This is a genomic window from Cobetia marina (assembly GCF_001720485.1).
In the GTDB taxonomy this organism is placed as follows: Bacteria; Pseudomonadota; Gammaproteobacteria; order Pseudomonadales; family Halomonadaceae; genus Cobetia; species Cobetia marina.
Map to the genome: position 1 here is coordinate 1,050,108 of NZ_CP017114.1, position 24,285 is coordinate 1,074,392.

19 protein-coding genes are annotated in these 24,285 nt (G+C 63.1%); 13 read left to right on the forward strand and 6 right to left on the reverse strand.

Translation table 11 applies throughout. The features are described 5' to 3' along the window. The first annotated feature begins 83 nt into the window (after positions 1-83). From ribH to lon, 6 genes are all read left to right on the forward strand, one after another. A complete protein-coding gene (ribH, locus tag BFX80_RS04470) occupies positions 84-566 on the forward strand; it encodes a 6,7-dimethyl-8-ribityllumazine synthase (RefSeq protein WP_043331374.1) in 483 nt (160 codons plus the stop codon). Next, positions 563-1,078 (forward strand): transcription antitermination factor NusB, encoded by a 516-nt coding sequence (gene nusB / locus BFX80_RS04475; RefSeq protein ID WP_084208057.1) that lies wholly within the window; start codon positions 563-565, stop codon positions 1,076-1,078. The genes ribH and nusB overlap by 4 nt, the downstream gene beginning before the upstream one ends. 1 nt (position 1,079) lies before the next feature. Further along, positions 1,080-2,108: a thiamine-phosphate kinase gene (thiL, locus tag BFX80_RS04480; RefSeq protein WP_084208058.1), complete on the forward strand. Its 1,029-nt coding sequence runs from the start codon at positions 1,080-1,082 to the stop codon at positions 2,106-2,108. Then, on the forward strand, positions 2,105-2,578 hold the full coding sequence (locus BFX80_RS04485) for a phosphatidylglycerophosphatase A family protein (protein ID WP_077374989.1): 474 nt from the start codon (positions 2,105-2,107) through the stop codon (positions 2,576-2,578). The genes thiL and BFX80_RS04485 overlap by 4 nt, the downstream gene beginning before the upstream one ends. Positions 2,579-2,643: 65 nt before the next feature. Next, positions 2,644-3,924, forward strand: coding sequence for a DUF945 family protein (locus tag BFX80_RS04490; RefSeq protein ID WP_077374986.1), 1,281 nt, complete (start codon positions 2,644-2,646; stop codon positions 3,922-3,924). A gap of 335 nt (positions 3,925-4,259) precedes the next feature. After that, positions 4,260-6,710 (forward strand): endopeptidase La, encoded by a 2,451-nt coding sequence (gene lon, locus BFX80_RS04495; protein WP_077374983.1) that lies wholly within the window; start codon positions 4,260-4,262, stop codon positions 6,708-6,710. Positions 6,711-6,829: 119 nt separating this feature from the next. Here lon and BFX80_RS04500 read toward each other — a convergent pair whose 3' ends face one another. Beyond that, complete coding sequence (locus tag BFX80_RS04500) at positions 6,830-7,171, reverse strand: YegP family protein (protein ID WP_077374980.1); 342 nt, start codon at positions 7,169-7,171, stop codon at positions 6,830-6,832. Between the two features lie 402 nt (positions 7,172-7,573). Here BFX80_RS04500 and ilvD point away from each other — a divergent pair, with 402 nt between their 5' ends. Beyond that, positions 7,574-9,418: a dihydroxy-acid dehydratase gene (gene ilvD, locus BFX80_RS04505; protein ID WP_084208059.1), complete on the forward strand. Its 1,845-nt coding sequence runs from the start codon at positions 7,574-7,576 to the stop codon at positions 9,416-9,418. Between the two features lie 171 nt (positions 9,419-9,589). On the opposite strand, the gene BFX80_RS04510 is transcribed toward ilvD, so the two are convergent. Both BFX80_RS04510 and BFX80_RS04515 read right to left on the reverse strand, forming a co-directional pair. Then, the gene (locus BFX80_RS04510) at positions 9,590-11,155 is read right to left on the reverse strand and encodes a sensor domain-containing diguanylate cyclase (protein WP_084208060.1); all 1,566 of its coding nucleotides are present in this window, start codon (positions 11,153-11,155) and stop codon (positions 9,590-9,592) included. A 650-nt stretch (positions 11,156-11,805) separates the two neighbouring features. Next, entirely contained in the window at positions 11,806-13,401 is a 1,596-nt protein-coding gene (locus tag BFX80_RS04515; protein WP_084208061.1) for a helicase HerA-like domain-containing protein, read from the reverse strand. Between the two features lie 637 nt (positions 13,402-14,038). Between BFX80_RS04515 and BFX80_RS04520 the strand changes: the two genes are divergently transcribed. After that, positions 14,039-14,398, forward strand: coding sequence for a hypothetical protein (locus BFX80_RS04520; protein WP_065392586.1), 360 nt, complete (start codon positions 14,039-14,041; stop codon positions 14,396-14,398). 181 nt (positions 14,399-14,579) lie between these two features. Here BFX80_RS04520 and nudE read toward each other — a convergent pair whose 3' ends face one another. Continuing rightward, positions 14,580-15,209, reverse strand: coding sequence for an ADP compounds hydrolase NudE (nudE, locus tag BFX80_RS04525; RefSeq protein WP_077374968.1), 630 nt, complete (start codon positions 15,207-15,209; stop codon positions 14,580-14,582). A 215-nt stretch (positions 15,210-15,424) separates the two neighbouring features. On the opposite strand from nudE, the gene BFX80_RS04530 reads away from it, so the two are divergent. From BFX80_RS04530 to BFX80_RS04545, 4 genes are all read left to right on the forward strand, one after another. After that, positions 15,425-16,114, forward strand: coding sequence for an HAD-IA family hydrolase (locus BFX80_RS04530; RefSeq protein WP_077374965.1), 690 nt, complete (start codon positions 15,425-15,427; stop codon positions 16,112-16,114). Next, positions 16,114-16,506 carry an RNA-binding S4 domain-containing protein gene (locus BFX80_RS04535; RefSeq protein WP_077374962.1) on the forward strand — a complete coding sequence of 131 codons (393 nt, stop codon included), beginning with the start codon at positions 16,114-16,116 and terminating at the stop codon, positions 16,504-16,506. Before BFX80_RS04530 ends, BFX80_RS04535 begins: the two co-directional genes overlap by 1 nt. Positions 16,507-16,716: 210 nt before the next feature. Beyond that, entirely contained in the window at positions 16,717-17,643 is a 927-nt protein-coding gene (gene hslO, locus BFX80_RS04540) for an Hsp33 family molecular chaperone HslO (RefSeq protein WP_084209626.1), read from the forward strand. A gap of 466 nt (positions 17,644-18,109) precedes the next feature. Then, entirely contained in the window at positions 18,110-19,669 is a 1,560-nt protein-coding gene (locus BFX80_RS04545) for a phosphoenolpyruvate carboxykinase (RefSeq protein WP_084208062.1), read from the forward strand. Between the two features lie 121 nt (positions 19,670-19,790). Here the strand turns inward: BFX80_RS04545 and BFX80_RS18205 are convergent, their stop codons facing one another. Together BFX80_RS18205 and BFX80_RS04555 are read right to left on the reverse strand one after the other, a co-directional pair. Further along, a complete protein-coding gene (locus BFX80_RS18205) occupies positions 19,791-20,660 on the reverse strand; it encodes a lytic transglycosylase domain-containing protein (RefSeq protein WP_338079148.1) in 870 nt (289 codons plus the stop codon). Positions 20,661-20,825: 165 nt separating this feature from the next. After that, a complete protein-coding gene (locus BFX80_RS04555; RefSeq protein WP_084208063.1) occupies positions 20,826-22,556 on the reverse strand; it encodes a proline--tRNA ligase in 1,731 nt (576 codons plus the stop codon). 293 nt (positions 22,557-22,849) lie between these two features. Here BFX80_RS04555 and BFX80_RS04560 point away from each other — a divergent pair, with 293 nt between their 5' ends. After that, positions 22,850-24,280, forward strand: coding sequence for a Dol-P-Glc:Glc(2)Man(9)GlcNAc(2)-PP-Dol alpha-1,2-glucosyltransferase (locus BFX80_RS04560; RefSeq protein WP_084208064.1), 1,431 nt, complete (start codon positions 22,850-22,852; stop codon positions 24,278-24,280). Positions 24,281-24,285: the final 5 nt, after the last annotated feature.

Here is a 24,285-nt window from a genome sequence, read left to right on the forward strand (position 1 = left end):
TGGTGACCAGTCGCGGTCGTCGCTCCCGGTATGATTGATATCTCCGCCCCGGTTCGCCGGGGCGCTAGCATTGTGGACTGACCATGCAACCGATTGCTCAACTCGAAGGCACCTTCACCAATGTCGATGGCCGTTACGTCATCGTCGTCGGGCGTTTCAACCACCACGTCGTCGATAGCCTGGTGGAAGGCGCGGTCGATTCCCTCGTACGCCACGGCGTCGATGAGGAAAACATCGACCTGATCCACGTGCCGGGCGCCTGGGAAATCCCGCTGGCCGTCAAGGCCGTGCTGGCCAAGGTCAAGCCGCACGCCGTCATCACGCTGGGCGCGGTGATTCGTGGTGGCACGCCGCACTTTGAATATGTCGCCGGTGAATGCAACTCCGCCCTGTCTCGTCTGCAGCTCGAGTTCGACACGCCGGTGGCCAATGGCGTGCTGACGGTCAACTCCATCGAGCAGGCCATCGAGCGTGCGGGCACCAAGGCCGGCAACAAGGGCACTGAAGCCGCGATGGCCGCCATGGAAATGGTCTCGCTGCTCAAGGCCATGGGAGGTGATGCATGAGCGAACGTCAGCAACGTTCCGAGCGTGAACCGTCCAAGCAGCAGCAGGCACGCCGTGCCGCGCGTGAGCTGGCGGTCCAGGGCATCTACCAGTGGCAGATGACCGGCAAGAGCATGACCACCATCGAAGCCGAGTTTCGCGGTCAGCAGGTCGATGACGATGTCGAGCTGCACGAGAACTGGGTCGAGGTGATGCGCATCGCTGACCAGGCGCTGTTCCATGAGCTGCTGCACAACGTGCCGCGTTTCCAGAAAGAGCTGGATGCCAGCATCAGCCCGCTGCTGGATCGTCGTCTTCAGGATCTCGACGAGATCGAGCTGGCCATCCTGCGTCTGGGCGCCTACGAGCTCTCCAAGCGCATGGAAGTGCCGTACCGTGTCGCCATCAACGAAGGGGTCGAGCTGGCCAAGACCTTCGGTGCCACCGATGGTCACAAGTACGTCAACGGGATCCTCGACAAGCTGGCAGTCAAGCTGCGCAGCGCCGAGGTGACCCAGGCCCGCCTGCGCTGACATGCCGGGCGAATTCGAGTTGATCGCCCGCTACTTCCAGCGCGATCTGTCCGGGGCACCGGGCGTGCTGCTGGGGCCGGGTGACGACTGTGCGCTCCTCGCCGCCGGTGATGGCATGCAGCTGGCGATCAGTGTCGATACCTCCGTGGCGGGCGTTCACTTCCCGCCGGATGCTCCGGCGTCCTCGATCGGGCATCGCGCCCTGGCGGTCAATCTTTCCGATCTGGCCGCCATGGGGGCGACGCCGCGCTGGGCGTTGCTGGCCTTGACGCTGCCGGAGGTCGACGAGGACTGGCTGCATGGCTTCGCTGCCGGCTTCCATGCGCTGGCCGAACGTCATGGCATCGCCCTGGTCGGGGGCGATGTCACACGCGGCCCGCTCTCCATCACGATCACCGTGCATGGCGAGCTGCCGCTGATGCTGGAGGATGCAGGCCATCCGGATAGCGTATCCCGTCCCATCCTGCGACGTGATGGTGCCCGTGAAGGCGACCTGGTGGTCATCACGGGCGCACCGGGAATGGCGCATGCCGGTCTGAAGGCATGGCAGTCCGGCACGCGGGATGTGCTGGACCCGTGTCTGGCCGCCTATCTGCGTCCGGAGCCGCGTGTGGAGGCGGGCCTCGCACTGCGCCAGCTGGCCAGTGCGGGCCTGGATGTCTCCGATGGCGTGATGGGTGACCTGGCACACATCTGTCGTGCCAGTCAGCTGTCGGCGGCGCTGGAGCTTGGCGAATTGCCGCTGGCGCCGGAGCTGATGGCGGCGCTGGGCGAGCAGGGCGCGCGCGAGGCGGTCCTCAATGGCGGTGATGATTACGAGCTGCTGTTGACGATGCCGGAAGAGCATCTCGAGAGCGCCATCAACGCGCTGCGCCCCCTGAATCTGTCCTTGAGTGTCATCGGGCGCATGCAGGCAGTGGAGGGAAGCGAGCCGCGTGTCATCCTCGAGCAGGAAGGGGTCGAGCAGGCCGCCGCGGGACTCAGCTGGCAGCACTTCCCGCCGGCGGATGCCACGGAGGTGAGCTCATGAATCGTGCACCTGCCAGTGTCTGGCGTCGTCCCGTCCATTTCCTGGCCTTCGGGCTCGGCAGTGGCACGGCGCCCTTCGCGCCCGGCACCTTCGGCACCCTGGCCGCCATTCCGTTCTATTGGATGATGGCGGGACTGGGGCTCTGGCCCTACATCGCCATCGTGGTGGCCGCCTCCGTTCTCGGGATCTGGATCTGTGATCGCACCTCGAAGGATCTGGGCGTCCACGATCATTCCGGCATCGTCTGGGATGAATTCGTCGGCTACTGGATCACCATGGTCGCCGTGCCGTTTTCATGGCAGGCTGCCCTCTGGGGGTTCGTGGTCTTCCGGGTCTTCGACATTCTCAAGCCATGGCCGATCCGCTGGGCTGACCGTCGTGTGGCGGGGGGATTCGGCATCATGCTCGATGACATCTTCGCCGGCATCTTCGCCTGGTCGACCATGCATCTATGGCTGTGGCTGCATTGAACAGGAAGCGAGGCACTGCGTGGTGGGTGTGACGCTTCAACAATGATAAACAAGGGATAACAACGATGGGCAAGGGACTCGTAACTGCGGCGGCTGTCGTCGTCATCGGTGCTGCCGGCTATGTCGGTGGCGTGGCGTATTCCAGTCAGCGTTTCGAAGACGAGATGGCGCGAATGGTGGCGGAGCTCGACAGCAGCGCCGACATCAAGGCCAGCCGCGATGACGTGCAGAGCGGCTGGTTCGACTCGAGCGGTCGACTCAAGATGGAGCTTGCCACGGGGGAGCAGCAAGGGCCCGTGCGTGTCGTGCTGCCTTATGAAGCCGGTCATGGCCTGCTCTCCACCAGCATGAAGGGCAACATCAAGCTGCAGTACGGTACACCGGCCCGCGATGTGCTTTCCGAGGTCATCGGGGATGGAAAGGCCATCGCCTTCGATGGCAGCGTCGACAATTTCAGCGGTGCCAGCGATACCACGGTGACACTGCCTGTCTTTGAATGGCAGGACCCGGAAAGCGGCACGCGCTTCGACTTCAAGGGCGGCGAGCTGACGGCGTCACATGATGGCGGTGATACTCCCGAGATCACCGTCGACGGCGAGGTCTCTCCCTTCGAGATCACCAATGGTGACGAGAAGATCAGCGTCGGTACCCTGAGCCTGAACGGTCTTTATCGTGGTGCGGACAACGACTTCCGCCAGGATGACAAGATCGAGCTGGATACGCTGACCATCGATAATGGCATGGGGCAGCCGCCGGTGGTGGCGACCGATATCAGCTATTCCGGCGAGACGCGGCTAGACCCGACCGAGCTTCGCTATCTGATGAAGCTGGCCGTGCAGGACGTGAGTGCCGGTGATCAGCAGATGGCCAGCGGCAGTCTGGCGCTGTCGATCGACCGTCTTCAGGGCGCGGCGGTCTATGATTTCATCACTCAGCTGCAGGGCCTGCTGGAAGAAGCCGGCAAGCCGTTTGAAGAGCTGACGGAAGATCAGCAGGTCGCCATGCTCGAGAAGGTCGAGGCGCCGCTGTTCACCATGCTGAGCACGTCTCCTCGTCTGACGCTGGAGTCCCTCAAGGCGCGCAGCGAAGTCTTCGGTGTCGACATGCAGGGTGAGGGGCAGCTGATTCTCGATGGGGCCGGGATGACCGATCTGAGCATCGCCGAACTGCAGACCATCGAAGGGCAGCGTGCCTTCCTGGATCGCATGAGTGGACGTTTCGAATTCCGCAATGTGCCGCCGATGCTGGCGATGATGGCGGGCATCCCGCCGGACTCCGCTGACAAGAACCTGGTGCTGACCATCGATGGGGATGCGCTGCTCGTCAATGGCAAGCCGATCTATTGAGCCAGCCTGACTGAGCCGGTCAGATTGAGCCGGTCTGACTGAGCCGGTCTGACTGAGCCGGTCTGACTGAGCCGGTCTGACTGAGCCGGCCTGTCTTTCACAGGTGGCTGAGCCACCTTCGGATCTGACCGTACCCTTCTGTCTGCCATCGTGCTGGACAGCTGACAAGGCCCGCCTTCTGGCGGGCCTTGTCGTATCCGTCGGCAGGTGGCGAACCGGTGCCGATAGACAGGCATCCCGTCAGACAAGTGCCCGACAGTACTTGATAAAGTGTCCGACAGACCACATTGGTGAAGATGATCGCCTCAACCGAGGCCCGGTTTCACGAGGGTTGCATGTCACGTCACGAAGATACCTCCGATCACGACAACGTTCTGTCCGGTTTTGAAGATGCCAGTCAGGAAGAGCCTGAGCATTCCCCGGGGGCTGGTGGGCTGGTACCCAGTGGTGATCAGCTGCCTGAGCGCCTTTACCTGCTGCCGATCCACAATCGTCCCTTCTTTCCGGCTCAGGTCCAGCCGCTGGTCATCAACAAGCAGCGCTGGGCAGAGACTATGGAGCGGGTCGGCAACACGCCACACCATGCGGTGGGGCTGGCCTTCGTCGGTGATGTCGAAGTCGACGAGATGGGGGCAGAGCATTTTCCCGAGATCGGTTCGGCAGTGCGTGTCCACAAGCCCGAAGATGGCCAGGATCAGGTCCAGTTCATCGCGCAAGGGTTGCGCCGCTTCCGGATCACCCGCTGGTTGTCACGCAAGCCGCCCTATCTGGTCGAGGTGACCTACCCGCGCGAGCCGGTGGATGCCGAGAGCGATGAGGCACGTGCCTACGCGATGGCGATGATCAATGGCATCAAGGAGCTGCTGCCGATCAATCCGCTGTACGGCGAAGAGCTCAAGCAGTACCTCAATCGCTTCAGCCCGCATGAACCCGGCCCGCTGACCGACTTTGCCGCTGCCATCACCTCGGCCAAGGGGCCGGAGTTGCAGGAGGTGCTGGAATCGTTGCCGGTGATGGAGCGCATGCAGAAGGTACTGCCGCTGCTGCGCAAGGAGATCGAGGTCGCCCAGCTGCAGACCGAGATCTCTCAGCAGGTCAACGCGCAGATGGAAAAGCATCAGCGTGAATTCTTCCTGCGTGAGCAGCTCAAGGTCATCCAGCGTGAACTGGGCATCTCCAAGGATGATCGCGAGAATGATGTGGATACCTTCCGCGGACGCCTCGATGAGCTCAAGGTTCCCGAACGGGTGCAATCGCGCATCGACGACGAACTCGACAAGCTCTCGGTGCTGGAGACCGGCTCGCCGGAGTACGGCACCACGCGCAACTATCTGGACTGGCTGACCTCGCTTCCCTGGGGCATCACCTCCACCGACCAGCTGGATCTCGCCCATGCGCGCAAGGTGCTCAATCGCGACCATGACGGGCTGGATGACGTGAAATCACGCATCATCGAGTTCCTGGCCGAAGGTACCTTCAAGGGCGATGTCGGTGGCTCGATCCTGCTGCTGGTGGGCCCGCCCGGCGTGGGCAAGACCTCGATCGGGCGCTCCATCGCCCAGGCACTGGGGCGCGAGTTCTATCGCTTCTCGGTCGGCGGCATGCGCGATGAATCGGAGATCAAGGGGCATCGCCGTACCTACGTGGGCGCCATGCCCGGCAAGCTGGTGCAGGCACTCAAGGAGGTCAAGGTCGAGAACCCGGTGATCATGCTGGATGAGATCGACAAGCTGGGGCAGTCCTTCCAGGGCGATCCGGCCTCGGCGCTGCTCGAGGTGCTGGACCCGGAGCAGAACGTCGACTTCCTCGATCACTACCTCGACGTACGCCTCGATCTGTCCAAGGTGCTGTTCGTGTGTACCGCCAACACGCTGGATAGCATCCCGGGGCCGCTGCTGGACCGCATGGAGCAGATACGCCTCTCCGGTTACATCGCCGAAGAGAAGATGGCGATCGCCAAGCATCACCTGTGGCCGAAGCTGCTGACACGCGACAACATTCCCAAGAAGCGCATCAATCTGAGTGACGCCGCGCTGCGTCAGGTGATCGAGGGCTATGCTCGCGAGGCGGGCGTGCGTCAGCTGGAGAAGCAGCTGCACCGCATCGTGCGCAAGGCGGCGGTCAAGCTGCTCGAGGAGGACCTGCCGACGGTCAAGGTCTCGGTCAAGAATCTCGAGGAATTCCTGGGGGCGCCAATCTTCCGTCGCGAGAAGGTCCTGGCCGGCGAAGGCGTGGTGACCGGGCTTGCCTGGACCAGCATGGGCGGCGCGACCCTGCCCATCGAGGCCACACGTGTGCACGGCCTGACGCGTGGCTTGAAGCTGACCGGCAAGCTTGGGGAAGTGATGCAGGAATCGGCCAATATCGCCTATTCCTATACCCTGGCGAATCTTGAGGCCTACGATGCCGAGGCTGACTTCTTCAATGAGTCCTTCATTCACCTGCACGTGCCGGAAGGGGCGACACCCAAGGATGGCCCGAGCGCTGGCGTGACCATGACCACGGCGTTGATGTCGTTGGCCAGGCATCAGGCGCCGCGCAAGGGACTGGCGATGACCGGTGAGCTGACATTGACCGGGCAGGTGCTGCCGGTGGGCGGTATCCGTGAGAAGGTCATTGCCGCACGCCGCAGTGACATCTTCGAACTGATCCTGCCACAGGCCAATCAGCGGGATTATGATGAGCTGCCGGACTATCTGAAGGAGGGCATGATCGTCCACTTCGCGGCCCGCTACGCGGATGTGGCACGAGTGGTCTTTGACAGCGACAACGCGCAGCGCCACTGACAACGCACGGCGCAGAATGGATGGCGACATCCGACGAAAAGCAGAAGCCCCGCCAATCGGCGGGGCTTCTGCTTTTCCGTGGGGCGTCGTGTGCATGCAGACGTCACGCTCGCGGGCATTCAGGCGGTATCGAGCTGTTCCAGCACGGCGGCTTCCGGTGCATTGCGTCCGACACTGGCAATGCCGTTGTCGCGGCCGGATTCCGACTTGTACATCTGGCTGCGGCCGATCTGCTGGCTGTTGGCGGCCAGCAGCGTGAAATAGAAGCGACCATCCTTGGCGACTTCCTTCGTGAAGCGTTTTTCCTCGGCGGCGTTCTTGCGCACGGATTCCACGCCGTTCAGGCAGCCGCGCTTGTCGGCATAGCCTTGGCTCTGGAGGATCTTTTCACCGTTGCCGGCCTTGAGCGCAAAATAGAACTTGCTGTCCTTGCCGCGGGTGATGACGAATTTTCCGGCCATGGGTGACTCCTGTTCCTTGAGGGATGTCTGACACTGCCTGATATGTCATCTTCCAGTGTAAACAGCGCCTCTCGGGGGAAACCCACGCTAGGAGTTGCGGCATTCAACGTTCGGGAGCCATCGCGGCGTCTTTCACGCTGCCGCCGCGTACATGCGATGCTATCTGGTAGGCAAGCAGGGGCGGGACATGACAGAATTGAGCTCAGGCAGATAGCGGTGGCTCACATGTCCCGCATCTCCACTGGACACTAGGTCTGCGTCTTTTCACAAGCGAAGCGCAGCCTGATCAAAACAGAAGCCACTCCCGTGCGAAGGATCACCCGGACAAGCCCCGCGCGAGGGGATGTTCTCCGTCGATCGTTCTGCACAGGAGAGTGGCCAAGCATCATTGACGAGGACACCATGCCAGAGTATCGCTCCCGTACGACCACCGCAGGTCGTAACATGGCCGGCGCCCGCGCCCTGTGGCGCGCCACCGGCATGAAAGATGGTGACTTCCAGAAGCCGATCATCGCCGTTGCCAACTCCTTCACCCAGTTCGTGCCCGGCCACGTCCACCTCAAGGACATGGGGCAGCTGGTAGCGCGCGAAATCGAGAAGGCCGGCGGTGTCGCCAAGGAATTCAACACCATCGCGGTGGACGATGGTATCGCGATGGGGCACGACGGCATGCTGTATTCGCTGCCGTCGCGTGACCTGATCGCCGACAGCGTCGAATACATGGTCAATGCCCACTGTGCGGATGCGCTGGTGTGCATCTCCAACTGCGACAAGATCACCCCCGGGATGCTGATGGCCGCCATGCGCCTCAACATCCCGGTCATCTTCGTTTCCGGCGGCCCGATGGAAGCCGGCAAGACCAAGCTGCTGGACCACGGTCTCGACCTGGTCGATGCGATGGTCATCGCGGCCGATGACAGCGTCGACGACGAGACGGTCGCCGAGATCGAGCGCAGCGCCTGCCCGACCTGTGGCAGCTGCTCGGGCATGTTCACGGCCAACTCCATGAACTGCCTGATGGAAGCGCTGGGTCTGGCGTTGCCGGGCAACGGTACGGTGCTGGCGACTCACTCCGATCGTCGTCGCCTGTTCGAGAACGCCGGGCATCGTATCGTCGAGCTGGCACGCCGTTACTACGAAGGCAACGAAGAGCACCTGTTGCCGCGTGCCATCGGTTCACGGGCGGCGTTTGCCAACGCGATGACGCTGGATATCGCCATGGGGGGCTCGACCAACACCATCCTGCACCTGCTGGCCGCCGCTCAGGAGGCCGGTGTCGACTTCACCATGTCCGACATCGACAAGCTGTCCCACAGCGTGCCGCAGATGTGCAAGGTGGCGCCGAACACCCAGAAGTATCACATCGAGGATGTCCATCGTGCCGGTGGCATCATGGGGATTCTGGGCGAGCTGGACCGCGCCGGCGTGCTGGATACCTCGGTGCCGACCGTCTATGGCGACTCGTTGTCTGCGGCGCTGGAAGAGTGGGACATCATGCGCTCGCCCACCGATGAGGTGATCGAGTTCTATCGTGCCGGTCCGGGGGGGATCCCGACCCAGACCGCCTTCTCCCAGAGCGCGCGCTGGCCGAGCCTGGATGGTGACCGCGCCCAGGGCTGCATCCGCGATTACGATCACTGCTTCTCCACTCAGGGCGGCCTGGCCGTGCTCTACGGCAACATCGCGCTGGATGGTTGCGTGGTGAAGACGGCAGGCGTCGATGATTCCATCCTTGTCTTCGAAGGCCGTGCCTATGTCTGCGAATCTCAGGATCAGGCGGTGGAAGACATCCTGGCCGACAAGGTCAAGGAAGGCGATGTCGTGATCATCCGCTACGAAGGGCCGAAGGGCGGTCCGGGCATGCAGGAAATGCTCTACCCGACGTCCTACCTGAAGTCCAAGGGACTGGGCAAGGCGTGCGCGCTGCTCACCGACGGTCGTTTCTCCGGCGGTACCTCAGGTCTGTCCATCGGCCATGCGTCTCCGGAAGCGGCGGCGGGTGGCGCCATCGGCCTGGTCGAGCACGGTGACACCATCCTGATCGACATCCCCAATCGCACCATCAATGTCCAGCTGAGCGATAGCGAGCTACATGAGCGTCGTGAAGCGATGGATGCGCGCGGCAAGGATGCCTGGAAGCCGAGCATCCAGCGCAATCGTCGTGTCTCCGCCGCGCTCAAGGCCTATGCCTTGCTGGCGACCTCGGCTGACAAGGGCGCCGTGCGTGATCTGAGCAAGCTGGATTGATCCCGTCCGCTCCGTCCGCCAGTGCTGGCGGTCAGTGCCTGTTGAAGACCGGCAGCACTGATCACCAGGCAGGACGCCAATGACATGCAAACGGCCACCCCTCGGGGTGGCCGTTTGCATGTCTGGCATTCGAAGTGGCTGCCGTGCATTTCAGCCGCCTCGGGCCCTGAGTCAGTCAGTACCGGCAGGCTTTGGCGGCAGGTTGGTCAGCGTACCGGCGTCAAGCGGCATGACCGGGTCTGGGTCGAGAAACCGTACCCGGTTGCATCCCTGGCGCTGGGCTTTCTTGAGCGCCTGCTGGGCACGGTCCATCAACTCGAGTCGATTGGCCAGTCTCATGGTATCGGGGGCCGGATGATAGCCGGTCAGGCCGACACTGCAGGTGATTGGCCGATCCAGCCCTGACAGTTCGGCGGCGGCATGGCGGACGCGTTCGGCAAGGATGATCGCGCCGCTGGCATCGGTGCTGGTGAGGATCGCCATCAAGGAGTTGTCCTCACGCATGCACAGGAGATCGCTCTTGCGGCTGGCGTTGCGCAGGATGGATGCCACCTGCTGCAGAGGGCGTTCTCCCGCCACGTGGCCATATTCGCGCGTGTAATCCTCTAGGTCATCCACGCTGAGGATCAGGATGCACAATGGCTGGCCATGGCGTGCACTGCGCGCGATCTCGTTGTCCAGCTGTTGCTCGATCAATTCGAACGGCATCAGCTTGTCGAGTGTCGAGCCGGGGAGTCGGCCAGCGGCAGGCGAGCGAGTTTCCAGTTGGTGGCGCAGCTTGGTCAGGCTCGCTTCATGAGCACGGCGCTCGCTGATGTCTTCATGCTGGGAGAGAATGATCCCGGCGCGACTGTCGATCACCTTCAGCTCCAGCATCACGTCGATCATCTGGCCATGACGCCCGAGATAACGGTGTGGCTGCCGATATTCGCTGATGTCGCCCGTCCGCATGGCGCTCAATGCCTCGCGGCACGTCAGCATGTCCTGTGGGTGCGAGATGTCTTCCAGGGCACTGCATGTCAGTTCCTTTGGCTCCATGCCCAGCAGTCGGGAAAAGGCCGGATTCATGCGGGTCCAGTGGCCATGAAAGTCCATCAGGGCCATGGGCAGGCTGCAATGGGAGAACAGTCCTTCCATTTTCTGGTAGGCGAGACGCAGGTTGTCGAGCTCACTGCGTGTGCGCTCTTTCGCGCGCTGGACATCCAGCAGCTGGCCCAGTGCCGTGGCAAGCGTCTCCACCAGGGCTCGCTCACTGGCGGTGAAGTCCTGTTGGCGCGGTGTTTCATCGCCGAAGCACAGCGTGCCGGTCAGGCGACCTTCAGACCAGAGTGGCGCTGCCACATAGCTTTCAAAGGGCATGCAGGAATAGGCAGCGTGGGCGCGAGTGTCTTCTTCAGCGCTGATGTGGCGATGAGCCACGCAGGCAGCCTGCGCGATGACGCTGGAACACCAGGTCTCTTCCAGTGGGCATTCGCCTCCGACTTCTCGCCCAGCAGGGGGATTGACCGCCGCCATGATCTCATAGCGACTGGATTCTGCATGTCCGAGGATGGCGGTGGTCATGCCAAGCAGACGGCAACCGGCATCCAGATGGGCTTCCACGTGGCGTTCGTGGGAGGGCTCAGGTGTCAGGCTGAGCGCCAGCAGTGCCTGCAGGTGCTCTGGCAGCAGGGAATCATGGGGGTGTCCGGCGTTGCCCGAAGGCAAGGGCACGGCAGAGAATGAGCTTGGCATCATGCGATATCCTTATCTGACATGCTGCAGGAGAGGGAGGGCTTTCCATACCACACCTCAATATACGACTTGCCGGGAGGCGTGACAGGCGAGGAAATCGATTGTCTCAACCTTTCGCAAACGCAGCGGGCAGTCTGTGCAGGCTGACAAGGGCAGAGCCCCTCAGCGAGGGTCTCGATGAGGGGCTCCGAAATGAGGGCTCCTTGCCTTCGCCATGGGTTGGCGTGTCTTCGCAAGGACGTTGATGGCGGTCTGCTGGTACTGCTCACGAGTCGTGGGCGGGAGTCAGGCCGCCTCGGCCAGCGGTGGTGCCGGCTGCTGCTGAGCTTCCAGGTCTTCCAGTGCCAGTTCGATACTGAACCAGTTGCTGTCAAGCCAGTGATCGATCACTTCTTCGTTCATGCACATCGTGAAGCCTCCCCGAGAGTGTTGGCGAGCCATTGAGTGTATGGGTGTGCTGCCGGTAAGCAGCACTCTCCAGTATGGCTGGTTCCGGGAAGACGCGAGTGAAGATCGTGTGATGCCTTGATGTCAGTCAAAGACAGGCAAACCTGCAGGACATTGACCATGTATGCCTACCCATGCCGAAGCGTGGGCAGCCCTTCGTGGCAGGTGGAAGGGCGAGGCGGTCATCGTCTTGCCCGGTCAGCGCGTCAACGACGTGTGAATGAGCGAAGGAGGCTGCGAATCAGGGAGCGTCCCAGCTGCGACCCCAGCGCGCGCATCACCGATTTCAGCAAGGTTTCCATGACGCCCTGGCGCTTGCGGCCACCTCCGGTGTCCCGAGAGGGCCTGGCGGCAGCGGGCGGCCGGGTGGCTTGCGCCCCTTCAGGCCGGGCTTCTTCAGGATCAACGTCTTCCGATGGACGCTGGCTTGGGTCACGGTCTGCCTCCCCGGGCCTGGTCTTGTCAGGCTCACGGGGGGTCGTGGCATGTGAGGCTTGCGCCTGGGCGGCAAGTCGCGCCTCCAGTCGCTCATGGGCGGACTCACGATCCACGCGCTCGTCGTAGCGCCCGGCCAGGGAGGAATCGGCCAGCAGCGTGGCACGCTCCGCGTCGCTCAATGGACCGATGCGTCCTCGCGGCGGGGCGATCAGCGTGCGTTCCACCTGCGTCGGTGTGCCGTTGGCATCGAGTACCGAGACCAGTGCTTCGCCTACGCCCAGTTCCGTGATCACCTGCGCCGTATCGAGTTCCGGATTGGGGCGGAAGGTGTCGGCGGCCGTCTTGACGGCCTTCTGGTCACGCGGTGTGAAGGCGCGCAGCGCATGCTGTATGCGATTGCCCAGCTGACCGAGCACCTCATCGGGGATGTCGGCGGGTGACTGGGTCACGAAATAGACACCGACGCCCTTGGAGCGAATCAGGCGGACCGTCTGCTCCAGACGCGTCAGCAGTGCCTTGGGGGCTGAATCGAACAACAGGTGCGCTTCATCGAAGAAGAACACCAGTACTGGCCGGTCGGCATCCCCGCGCTCGGGAAGCTCGCGGAACAGGGTGGACAGGAACCACAGCAGGAAGGTGGTGTAGAGGCGAGGGCTCTGCATCAGCTCGCGACCGTCGAGCAGATTGATATAGCCACGGGCCTGCTCTGCATGCCCGCGCGTCGCCAGCATGTCGTGGATATCCAGTGCCGGTTCGGCAAAGAAGCGTTCGCCGCCCTGCGTGGCCAGGACGTGGACCCGACGCAGCATCGCCCCCAGGCTCTGGGGACTGACGCTGCCGTAACGCGCCTCGAAGCTGTCACGCTCGCGCTCGATGTGCTTCAGCAGGCTGATCAGGTCCTTGAGGTCGACCAGCTCCAGACCCTCACGCTCGGCGTGATCGAAGGCCAGATGCATCAGGCCGCCTTGGGTCTCGTTGAGCTCCAGCAGACTAGCCATCAGCTCGGGCCCCATCGATGCCACGCTTGCGCGAACCGCGTGACCGCTCTTGCCATGGAGGTCCCATAGCCTGACGGGGGCGGCGTGCGGCTGCCAATCATCGATCCCCAGGCTGTTCAAGCGCTCATCGATGCGAGGATGGGGAGTGCCGGCGGCAGCGATGCCGGAAAGATCGCCCTTGATGTCGGCAGTGAACACCGGCACCCCCATGCGCGAGAATTCCTCGGCCAGTACCTGCAAGGTGACGGTCTTGCCGGTGCCCGTCGCGCCCGCCACCAGCCCATGGCGATTGGCCAATGCCGCGTCCAGCGTGATGTGGCCTGCCGAACCTTGTCCCGCGCGGCCCCCTATCAGCACATCTGGCATGTGATTCTCCTGTCGTGGTCAGCATGTCGGTGGCGGTGCCCGTAGAGAGGATGGTGCTGTGCACTGCGAGTGGCCGCGAGGAAGTGTCCTTGCTTCTCAAACAGAGTTACAAAATGTTTCGTTGAGTAAAATACTGCAAGCGAATCCTGGGCATCCGATCGCACTGGATGGCTGCATCGTCGGGCTGGAGCCTGCTGCCGTGCTGTCCTGGAGCGGGGTGGGCGCTAATTAAACGCGACGCGACAATTCACTCTTGTACAAGTAATTCTCTGGCAGATCATTTTTCTTTCCTTCCTGTGCTTGAAACTCAGCCCAAGTAGTTCCATATCTTTAGGCATCAGACGCTGTGTGATGGAACACGCTCAATTAGATCAATGTCATCACTCGCCAGCTCGTCACGCTTTCACGGTACAACTCTAGTGACGGTTTTCGAGTGATCACGAGCGCTGACGATGTCACGACAGGATGTCTTGGCAACCCTTATCCGCAAGACGCAGGTGAATCGCTCGCCCGTCGTCTTGCCTGGCCCGGATGACAGAGGATCACTTCGATCCCGATGCATGCCGCGGCTCAACGGCAACGGTCGAGTGAATCATCTGCTCGCCTTTTGCATCAGACCGCTACTGGAGGATGGATCATGAACAAGCTGACTGCTGCACTCATCGCAACTGCCTTTGCACTGCCGACCGCCGCTGCCTATGCCGATCACCACGAATCCAGCAATACCGGTTCCGCCAATACCGGTGCTCACTCCACCAAGGTAGAGGGTGGCACAGCCGCTGGCCATGAAGGTGGCATGGTGCAAGACGATGCCGAACGCAATACCGAAAGTGGTTCTGCCAACACCAAGAAGGATTCCATGATGGTGGAAGGCGGGACCGCACAGTCTGAATCCGCCAAGCACGGCAAGGTGATGGACGAAGGCGAGGACCACATGGGTGTGAGCCCGGAGTCCGGCTCGGCCAACACTGCCGATGGCAGCATGAAGACCGAGTGAACGTCTTCTGATCCCGAGGATGACTCGGGTACGGCATGATCTCGTGGTGTGTCCGGGCAGGTCGCCAGCACGATCCGTCCGCTGACATCACGGGTGAAACGACAAGCCCCCGCCATTGGCGGGGGCTTGTCGTTGTCTGAAGAACAGCGCGAGAGGGCAGGGCCAGGGCACGCCCGACGCCTTACCACCAGTCGGGGCTATGGAGCTCCTCGCCGGCCAGCAGGCGTTCCCTGGCCATGAAGAGGGCGGCGATGGCCCGCGCCTCGTGGAAGTCCTCGCGTGCCAGCAATGCCGGCAGCTCGTCGAGGCGATGGCGCTCGACGACCAGAGGTTCCGGCTCATCCCCCGGCAGACGCTTCTCGTACAGGTCACGCGCCAGCATGACGTTCATGCGGTGATCCATGTAGTTGGGTGCCAGGCTCAGTTCGGCCAGCGGCTCGATGTCGTGAGCGCCGAAACCGCACTCCTCCATCAGTTCACGGTTGGCGGCGGTCACCGGGTCTTCGCCGGGGTCGATCAGCCCCTTGGGCAGGGTCAGCACGTACTGCTCCGGCCCGGCGGCATATTCACGGATCAGCAGTACGTGATCCGGGTCTGGCATGGCGACGATCATCACCGCACCATGGCCACCACTCTTGAGACGCTCGAAGCTGCGCGTCGCGCCATTCGAGAAGGTCAGTTCCAGCGCCTCGACGGTAAACAGCCGCGAGCGAGCCACCTCGCGTCGCGAGTCGATACGGGGGGGGGTCAGCGCGTCTCCATCGGCGTAGTGCCCGATGGTCGAGTGATCGGGGCGTGGCGCATCATCCATCGGAAGTCCTCAAGGCAGAGATCAAGAAGCGGGCGCCGGGCAGGCGGTCATGCCCGAGCATCGAGCTGTCGCGCCCATCGTGGCAGGCTGTGCCGGGCAGGGCAATTGTCGTGAGCTTGCCGGCATCGCTGATGTCCCATGTGGGCACATGCGCAGCGCAGGACCATGCTTTACACTATACAACCCCAAATTCCCCGCCGGCTGACAGACTACCGATGATTGACTGGACCACGATCGACACCGTGCTGCTCGACATGGATGGCACCTTGCTGGACCTGCATTTCGACAGCCACTTCTGGCTGGAGCACCTGCCACGCCGCTACTGTGAGCTGCATCGTCTCGATAGCGCGCTGCAGGCGGACCTCAAGGCGCGCATCATCAGCGAATCCGGCACGCTCAACTGGTACAGCCTCGATTACTGGAGCCGCGAGCTGAAGCTGGATGTTGTCGCGCTCAAGCGTGAGGTGCAGCATCTGATCGGGTATCGCCACGAGGCAGAGGACTTTCTCGCCTGGCTACGGGATCAACCGCAGCGCGTGGTACTGGCGACCAACGCGGACCGTCACGGGATCGAGCTCAAGTTCGGTCTGACCGGCATGGGCGATTACTTCGATGCCGTCGTCTCCTCGGCGGATCTCGGACACGCCAAGGAGGAGCAGGCCTTCTGGCATCGGCTCAACGAGATCGAGCCCTTCGAGCCGGCACGTACCCTGTTCATCGATGACAATCCCCAGGTGCTGGAGAGTGCGCGCACCTACGGTATCGCGCATCTGCTGGGCGTGCGTCAGCCGGACTCGAAGCGCGAAGCGCGTGACTTCGAGCACGTGCACGGACTGGACGGCTTTGCCGTGCTGACGGCGGGTGGCGGCCTTCATCTGGAACACGAGGAGCGCAAGGAGTCTTGATGAGTGACCAGGTACGCATCGACAAGTGGCTATGGGCGGCGCGATTCTTCAAGACGCGCGGCATGGCCAAGAAAGCCATTGAAGGTGGCAAGATCCAGTACAACGGCAGCAAGGTGAAGACGTCCAAGACCGTCGAGGTCGGCGCCTTGATCGAAGTGCCGCAAGGTTGGGATCGGCTGGTGGTCGAAGTGCTGGCACTCAGCGACCAGCGCCGTGGCGCCCCCCAGGCGCAGGCACTCTATCAGGAGACGCAGGAGTCGCGTGCGCGCCGCGAACGGGAGGCCGAGGTGCGTCGCCTTGGCAATCAGGGCATGAGCCCGCCCGTGGGACGTCCCGACAAGAAGCAGCGGCGCAGCATCCACCGCTTCCAGCGCCAGGATTCCGAAAGCTGACGACACAGGCTCTCGCCACCCTTGCGGGGGGAAAGCCTGTGGACGTCACGTTGATACTTACCCAATTCATGACGCACGGCCCGGCCTTCGGTGCTGAAGCCGAGGCAGGCCTGCGTCGTCGCCGAGGTTCATCGCTGCCACCAGCTCGTGGTCCACGAGCTGGTGGCAGCGATGGCTCGGTTCGAGGAGCCCCCAATGAGTGATCACGACATGCAAGACCCTGACAAGCAAGCCGGCGACGCCCACGAAGAGACGGCGCCGAATTTCGATCAGATCCAGCGATTCCTGTTCGACGCCACCAATGTGCGCGGCGAGATCGTCACCCTGGACAAGGCCTATGCCGAAGTCCTTGATCGTCATGCCTATCCCCAGGCCATCTCGCGCCAGCTGGGCGAGATGCTGGCAGCGGTGGCGCTGCTGACCGAGACCATCAAGCTGGATGGCACCATGACACTGGAAGTGCGTGGCACGGGGATCGTGCGTCAGCTGATGGCCGAGTCCAATCCCGGCGGTGAGCTGCGTGCCATTGCCCGTCTCAGTGACGAGGAAGTGCTGCCGACCGATGAAGCCACGCTGCAGGCTCTGGTGGGGCAGGGGCAGATCGTCATCACGCTGGACCCGCGTGACGGCAAGCGTTACCAGGGGATCGTGGCGATCGATCAGGACAGCCTCGCCGGCTGCCTGGAAAGCTACTTCAGTCAGTCCGAGCAGCTGCCGACGCGTCTGTGGTTGATGGCCGATGCACAGCGTGCCGGTGGCGTGATGCTCCAGCAGCTGCCTGACGACGATGCCAACAAGGACCCCGATGCCTGGGAGCGAGTCGTCCATCTCGCCGACACCCTCAAGGCCGAAGAACTGCTGGTGCTTGATCAGCAGGACGTGCTGCACCGTCTCTATCACGAAGAGACCGTGCGCATCTTCGAACCCAAGGCGCTGCGGTTCGGTTGTACCTGTTCTCGTGAGCGTCTCGGCGCGGCACTGCACAGCATCGCCGCGGACGAATTGCGCCAGATCGTCGCTGAACATGGTGAGCTGGCCACGCAATGCCACTTCTGCCATACCCGGTATTCCTTCAATGCCGCGGAAGTCGAAGCCATCATCGAAGACCCGGCCGCAGGCAGCCCGATCGTCCACTGAGTCCAGCAATCGCGCTGGCGCCAGCGCGGCCTGTTGGCCTGCCTTGCGTCAGCTCGGGCAGTGTTGGCCGAAGTCTCGAGCGTAGGCTGTCGATGCGCAGCAGCTGTCGATGGGCAGGCGCTGTCGACGATGGGCAGGAGGGGCAGGAGTGCAGGAGGGACGCACATCATGAGGCCAGCGGCAGGGGGGCAGCCGAGCGATGTGAAATTGTCGGACATTTCGCGTCTCGAGTGTCAGTCAATGCGCTGTCGGGCGTTGCAGCAATCAGCGTTTCCGCCCGAGTCCCTTTTTGCCATAATGCCTTGCCAGTACGGGGCTGGACGCTCCGTTGCGGCAACATGGCCTGTAGGCCATGGTCGATTCCGGCAGCATCGTTCGATACCCCAAAATAAGCCTGCGGCATGTACCGCCGGCATCTGGCAAGAGCCATCAAGAGAGAGGGCGGCCCTGAGCCGCGGAGACGCGAATGAGCAAGCATCAAGACAGTGCGGTGACCACTCACACCAATCTCAGCAGCGCAGAGCTGATCGAGCTGGCAGTGGCTCGCGGCGAAGGACGTCTGGCCGACAACGGCGCGCTGGTCGTGGAGACGGGGGCTCGCAGTGGTCGCTCCCCGAACGACCGCTTCATCGTCGATGAGCCGTCCACCTCGGACGCCATTGACTGGGGAAGCGTCAACCGCCCGTTCAGTCCTGAGCGTTTCGACGCGCTGTGGGACCGGGTCGAGGACTACCTCGGTGCGCAGACAAGCTTCGTGTCCGAACTGCACGTCGGCGCCGATCTCGAGCATTACCTGCCGATTCGTGTCACCACGGAAACGGCATGGCACAACCTGTTCGCGCGTACCATGTTCGTGCGTCCGGACAGCTTCAATGCCAAGGACAAGAGCGAGTGGACCATCCTCAACGCGCCGCACTTCGTGTGTGAGCCCGAGCGCGATGGCACCAACTCCGATGGCGTGGTGCTGATCAACTTCGCACGTCGTCGCGTTCTGCTGGCTGGCATGCGCTATGCCGGCGAGATGAAGAAGGCAATGTTCTCGGTGCAGAACTTCCTGCTGCCGGAAAAGGACGTGCTGCCGATGCATTGCTCCGCCAATGTCGGTGATGACGGCGAGACCACGCTGTTCTTCGGTCTTTCCGGCACCGGCAAGACCACTCTGTCCGCCGATCCGGCGCGCCATCTGATCGGCGATGACGAGCACGGCTGGGGCGAAGGCACCGTCTTCAACATCGAAGGGGGCTGCTACGCCAAGTGCATCGACCTCTCCGAGAAGAACGAGCCGGTCATCTGGAATGCCATCAAGTTCGGCGCCGTGCTGGAAAACGTGGTGCTGGACGACCGTCGCGGTGCGGATTACGGCGACGACACTCTCAGCCAGAACTCGCGTGCGGCCTACCCGCTGGAGCACATCGAGAAGCGCGTGCCGGAAAATCGTGCCGGTGAGCCGAATGCCATCGTCTTCCTGACCTGCGACATGTCCGGTGTGCTGCCTCCGGTGTCCGTGCTCAGCAAGCAGGCGGCCGCCTATCACTTCCTGTCCGGCTACACCGCCAAGGTCGGCTCCACCGAGATGGGCTCCACCGCCGGTCTCGAGGCGACCTTCTCCACCTGCTTCGGCGCGCCGTTCTTCCCGCGCCCGGCGCGTGAGTACGCGGATCTGCTGATCAAGCGCATCGAGGCGTTCGGCTCGCGCGTCTATCTGGTCAACACCGGCTGGACCGGTGGTGCCTACGGAGAGGGCGGCTCACGCTTCTCCATCCCGACCACCCGCAGCATCATCAGCGCGATCCAGAACGGCGCACTCGCCGATATCGAGACGCGTCACATCGACGTGCTCAACCTGGATGTGCCGGTGCGTGTGCCGGGTGTCGATTCCAGCCTGCTCGACCCGCGCGAGACCTGGGAAGACCGCGCTGCCTATGACAGCAAGGCGCGTGACCTGTCCGCCAAGTTCGTCGAGAACTTCAAGAAGTTCGCCGGAGTGGATGAGGCGATCATCGCGGCGGGCCCGGCGCTGGTCTGATCGACCGCCGTTCTCGCGATACGCCAGATGAAAACGCCTCGCTCGGGTGACCGAGCGAGGCGTTTTCATGTCCGGACAGCGATGACACCGCCTTCGGATCACGGCTGCGACATGGCGTGGCTCAGGGGCTGCCACCGGCGGCCAGAGAGCGACTGGCAGGCGCATCCAGCGCCTCTTCGTCTGACAGCGGGTTGCCGGTGGTATTGGCGCTCAGGATGGCCTCCGTCGCCAAGGCGTCCTGTGGTGCCATCCTGCGCTCGTCGTGGGCCGTATCAGGAGGCTCGGGCATGTTCTCTCCGGGCATTTCACTGTCCGGCAGGCGCTCGGCGACGAAGGGAGCGGGGGCCTGATACCACCAGCGGGTGGTCCAGGCGCGCATCACCCGTTCCGGGTACCAGGTCTTGCCGAGGCTGCCATTGTAGCGGGCCAGTGCATCGGTGATGTCGCCCTTCTCACGCTTGAGGTAGTGGGCGAGGATGGTGGCGCCGTAGCGCAGGCTGGTGTCCTGGTCGAGCAGGTTGTCGCCCGGCTCGCCGATCTCGCGCTTCCAGAATGGCATCACCTGCATCAGCCCTCGCGCGCCGGCATGGGATACCGCCGTCGGCTTGAAGGCGCTTTCCACCTGGATCACGGCCAGAATCAGCTCCGGTGCCAGCCCCGTGCGGGTGGCTTCGCGGCGGATCTTGCGCAGCAGGTCGATCCGGGCGGCGCGATCGGGCATGTAGCGCTCCAGACGCTGCTGCATGCTCAGCACCCAGTGCAGGGCATCGATGGGGTCGTCGAAGGCTTCAGGCTCTGCCAGCGCTTCTCTCAGGCTTTCACGCAGTGCCGGAGAGAGGCCGTGCTCGGGGATGGCGGCCGCAGCATGGAGGGGCGCGCTCTGCAGCATGGCTACCATGCTGCCCACCACGAGACAGGCTGCTCCCGCCAGGTGGCGGAGCAGGCGTTGATGGTGTGGAGTACGAGCGCCTTCGGGGCGTGGTGTGGTCATGCGCAGTCCCTGCGTATCGGTCATGCCGGCATTATGCCGTGTTCGCGGCGTTGACGTTAATGACCCGGTCAATCAGCCGCCTGAAACGACGACAGCCCGCCCCCCGAGAGGGAGGCGGGCTGTCGTGCTTCGCGTCAAGGAAGCACCCTGGGCGGCGCCTGAGGCTTACTTGCCGCTGCGCTCGGCCAGGAAGTCCATCAGGTTGTCGACGGGGACCATGGTCGCGTCCGCGTCCGTGCGGCCCTTGTACTCATACTCGCCGTTGTCGAGACCGCGATCACCGATCACCAGACGATGCGGAATGCCCAGCAGTTCGCCATCGGCGAACTTGTTGCCCGGACGCAGATCACGATCATCCAGCAGGACATCGTAGCCTGCGGCGGTCAGCGCCTGATAGACACGCTCGGAGGTCTCGCTGACGCGCACGGACTTGTGGGCATTCATCGGCACGATGGCGATCTGGAAGGGCGCGATGGCTTCCGGCAGCACGATGCCGCCCTTGTCGTTGCCCTGTTCGATGGCCGCGGCCACCACGCGGGTCACGCCGATGCCGTAGCAGCCCATCCACAGCGGCTTGGCCTTGCCGTTCTCGTCGAGCACGGTGGCGTTCATGGCATCGGAGTACTTGGTGCCCAGCTGGAAGATATGACCCACCTCGATACCGCGCGCGATGTCGATCACGCCGTGACCGTCCGGTGACGGGTCACCCGCGACGACATTGCGGATGTCGGCGACTTCCGGCAGCGGCAGGTCGCGCTCCCAGTTGAGGCCGAAGTGGTGCTTGCCTTCGATGTTGGCACCGGCACCGAAGTCGCTCATCAGAGCGACGCTGCGATCGATGATGATCGGCATCTCGAGTCCCACCGGACCCAGCGAGCCGAAGCCGGCGCCGACGGCGGCACGCACTTCCTCGTCGCTGGCCATGGTCAGCGGCTCGGCGACCTGTGGCAGGTGTTCGGCCTTGATCTCGTTGAGCTCGTGATCACCGCGTACCATCAGCGCGACCAGCCCTCCCTCGACACCTTCGGCCGCCTTGACGATCAGCGTCTTGACGGTCTTCTCGATGGCCAGGCCATGCTGCTCGACGAGGGCGGCGATGGTCTTGGCATTCGGTGTATCGACCAGCTGCATGTCCTGAGTCGGTGCGGCGCGTTGCGGTGTCTCGCCCAGCGGTGCGGGCAGAGCCTCGCACTTCTCGATGTTGGCAGCGAAGTCGGAGTCGGTAGAGAAGGCGATGGCGTCTTCTCCGGAATCGGCCAGCACGTGGAATTCGTGGGAGCCGGTACCACCGATGGAGCCGTTGTCGGCGATGACGGGGCGGAAGTCGAGACCCAGGCGCGTGAAGATGCGCACATAGGTGTCGTACATCACCTGATAGGTGTCCTTGAGCGAGTCTTCGCTCAGGTGGAAGGAATAGGCATCCTTCATGATGAACTCACGGGAGCGCATCACACCGAAGCGCGGACGAATCTCGTCACGGAACTTGGTCTGGATCTGATAGAAGTTGGCCGGCAGCTGCTTGTAGCTGTTCAGCTCGCGACGCGCGAGGTCGGTGATGACTTCCTCGTGGGTCGGGCCGACGCAGTAGTCGCGCTGATGACGATCAACGACACGCAGCAGCTCCGGGCCGTACTGTTCCCAGCGACCGGATTCCTGCCAGAGCTCGGCAGGTTGCACGGCGGGCATCAGCACTTCCTGGCCGCCGGCGCGGTCCATCTCTTCACGGACGATGCGCTCGACCTTGCGCATGGTGCGCAGACCCAGCGGCATCCAGGTGTAGAGCCCGGAGGTCAGGCGACGAATGAAGCCGGCACGCAGCATCAGCTGGTGGCTTATGACTTCAGCATCGGACGGGGTTTCCTTGAGAGTGGAAATCAGCAGTTGACTGGCACGCATGGGCTCAGCGATCCCTCGACTTGTCGCTTTGATCGGTACGCTTCGCAATCGCGAAGCAAGAACAGGCAGGACTTCGGCACGCCAACGGCGGGCGTATCAGCGAAGCAGACTGGGGGCATTGTACTGCCGCGAGGCTTTGTGGAGCAAAGTGCTGCGACAGACTGGAAAAAAGTGCGCCGGCCTGCCGATACTGGTGCAGGGCGCAGGGCGTCCTGTGTCAGAGGCATGAGGGCACTGCAGGACGAAGACTGCCTCGTCAGGTGACGGGGAGGGTCGCTCAAGGAGAGGTGGACATGGCGTCACAGGATCATCACGCGGGATGCGCTCCCGTCAGACGACACCCGCGGTGGCGGACCGCTCTGGTGCTGATGGTGCTGGTGTCATGTCTGGGGCTATCCCTGTGGCTGGTGAGCCACCATCTGCCGATTCCCTTCGTCGATGAGGGAGTCCATTTCGCGCAGATCCGCCAGTTTCTGGAGGGCGACTGGCATCAGCATCCCAAGCTGACCACGCTGACGCTCTATCACGCCAGCATGGCGCTGGTACTGATGACGCTCCAGACGCTCGGGGACTGGCTGAATCTGCCGCTGGCGACAGCCACCATGACGGGACGCTGGCCACAGATGCCGTCGGTGGACTGGGTGCGCGGTCTTTCGCTGGTGGGCTTCAGCGTCATGGCGTTCCTCCTCTGGCGGGCATTGCCGCAGGGCTACCGGCGTCTCGCTCCTTCGCTGGAGGCGCACGACGCTCGTCACCAGGCCAGCCGTCAGTGCTGGCAGTGGCTGTGGCTGCCGATCATCTTTCCCTATCTGGCGCTGGTGTATACCGACCCCTGGATCATCGCGCTGGTCGCGTTGCAGCTCGTCGCACTGGTGCGAGAACAGCGTCTGCTGCTGCTGGTATTGATCATGGCGGGATTGGGGTTGCGTCAGGACAGCATCGTGCTGCTGGGGTTGTGGGGCGGCCTGCTGCTGTGTCTGACCCATCACAAGGCCGTGAGCGAGGCGCGGATGGCAGGACTGGCGACTCCCTTGCGCGCGCCGCTCTCTCGGCTCTCCACCTGGTGGGCACTGTTCATCAACTGGTGGTGGGTGCTCGGGCTACCGGTGGTCGCCTTTCTCGGCTTCCTTCTCTGGAATGGCGGCATCGCCATGGGAGACACCACGCGCCATCAGGCCGGTTGGCACACCGGCAATCTCGGCTATTACCTGGCGGTGATCGGCATGGTGTTCCTGCCGCTGTGGCTTTCGGACCTGCCGCGTCAATGGCAGGGGGTGAAGCGTGCATGTTCGCGGGAGGGATGGCGGCGAGGAATGCCGTTGCTGCTGCTGGCGGTCGGCCTGTGGCTGGTGCTGGCAATGAGCTTCGAGCTGACCCATGACTACAACTTCCAGCGCTGGACGATTCGCAATGTCTGGCTGATGTGGTGGAACGAGCACCCGGTCGCGCGCTGGATCACCCTGCTGATGTCCACCAGCGTGGCCTTCTGGTGGCTGAGAGCACCGTTGAGACTGGGGCATGGTGGGCTGCTGCTGGTGATGCTCGCGCTGATGATCTGCACGCGGGAATTGATCGAGACGCGCTACATGCTGCCGTTGATCACCGTGTACCAGCTGCTGCGTGTGCCTGAGCGTCCCGCCGTGGAGCGCGCGATGACGCTGTGGGCCATGGCGATGGGAGTGATGCTGCTGGCGGGACTGGTGCTGACCCGCACCTTGCCCTGAAAGCC

Excerpts from the sequence above, each read along its gene's own strand:
- lon (WP_077374983.1), top strand. The coding sequence starts at position 4,260 with ATGTCACGTCACGAAGATACCTCCGATCACGACAACGTTCTGTCCGGT.
- nusB (WP_084208057.1), top strand. The coding sequence starts at position 563 with ATGAGCGAACGTCAGCAACGTTCCGAGCGTGAACCGTCCAAGCAGCAG.
- BFX80_RS04555 (WP_084208063.1), bottom strand. The coding sequence starts at position 22,556 with ATGCGTGCCAGTCAACTGCTGATTTCCACTCTCAAGGAAACCCCGTCC.
- BFX80_RS04560 (WP_084208064.1), top strand. The coding sequence starts at position 22,850 with ATGGCGTCACAGGATCATCACGCGGGATGCGCTCCCGTCAGACGACAC.
- BFX80_RS04530 (WP_077374965.1), top strand. The coding sequence starts at position 15,425 with ATGATTGACTGGACCACGATCGACACCGTGCTGCTCGACATGGATGGC.
- BFX80_RS04490 (WP_077374986.1), top strand. The coding sequence starts at position 2,644 with ATGGGCAAGGGACTCGTAACTGCGGCGGCTGTCGTCGTCATCGGTGCT.
- ribH (WP_043331374.1), top strand. The coding sequence starts at position 84 with ATGCAACCGATTGCTCAACTCGAAGGCACCTTCACCAATGTCGATGGC.
- BFX80_RS04500 (WP_077374980.1), bottom strand. The coding sequence starts at position 7,171 with ATGGCCGGAAAATTCGTCATCACCCGCGGCAAGGACAGCAAGTTCTAT.
- BFX80_RS04515 (WP_084208061.1), bottom strand. The coding sequence starts at position 13,401 with ATGCCAGATGTGCTGATAGGGGGCCGCGCGGGACAAGGTTCGGCAGGC.
- ilvD (WP_084208059.1), top strand. The coding sequence starts at position 7,574 with ATGCCAGAGTATCGCTCCCGTACGACCACCGCAGGTCGTAACATGGCC.
- nudE (WP_077374968.1), bottom strand. The coding sequence starts at position 15,209 with ATGGATGATGCGCCACGCCCCGATCACTCGACCATCGGGCACTACGCC.
- BFX80_RS04485 (WP_077374989.1), top strand. The coding sequence starts at position 2,105 with ATGAATCGTGCACCTGCCAGTGTCTGGCGTCGTCCCGTCCATTTCCTG.
- BFX80_RS18205 (WP_338079148.1), bottom strand. The coding sequence starts at position 20,660 with ATGACCACACCACGCCCCGAAGGCGCTCGTACTCCACACCATCAACGC.
- hslO (WP_084209626.1), top strand. The coding sequence starts at position 16,717 with ATGCAAGACCCTGACAAGCAAGCCGGCGACGCCCACGAAGAGACGGCG.
- BFX80_RS04535 (WP_077374962.1), top strand. The coding sequence starts at position 16,114 with ATGAGTGACCAGGTACGCATCGACAAGTGGCTATGGGCGGCGCGATTC.
- thiL (WP_084208058.1), top strand. The coding sequence starts at position 1,080 with ATGCCGGGCGAATTCGAGTTGATCGCCCGCTACTTCCAGCGCGATCTG.
- BFX80_RS04520 (WP_065392586.1), top strand. The coding sequence starts at position 14,039 with ATGAACAAGCTGACTGCTGCACTCATCGCAACTGCCTTTGCACTGCCG.
- BFX80_RS04510 (WP_084208060.1), bottom strand. The coding sequence starts at position 11,155 with ATGATGCCAAGCTCATTCTCTGCCGTGCCCTTGCCTTCGGGCAACGCC.
- BFX80_RS04545 (WP_084208062.1), top strand. The coding sequence starts at position 18,110 with ATGAGCAAGCATCAAGACAGTGCGGTGACCACTCACACCAATCTCAGC.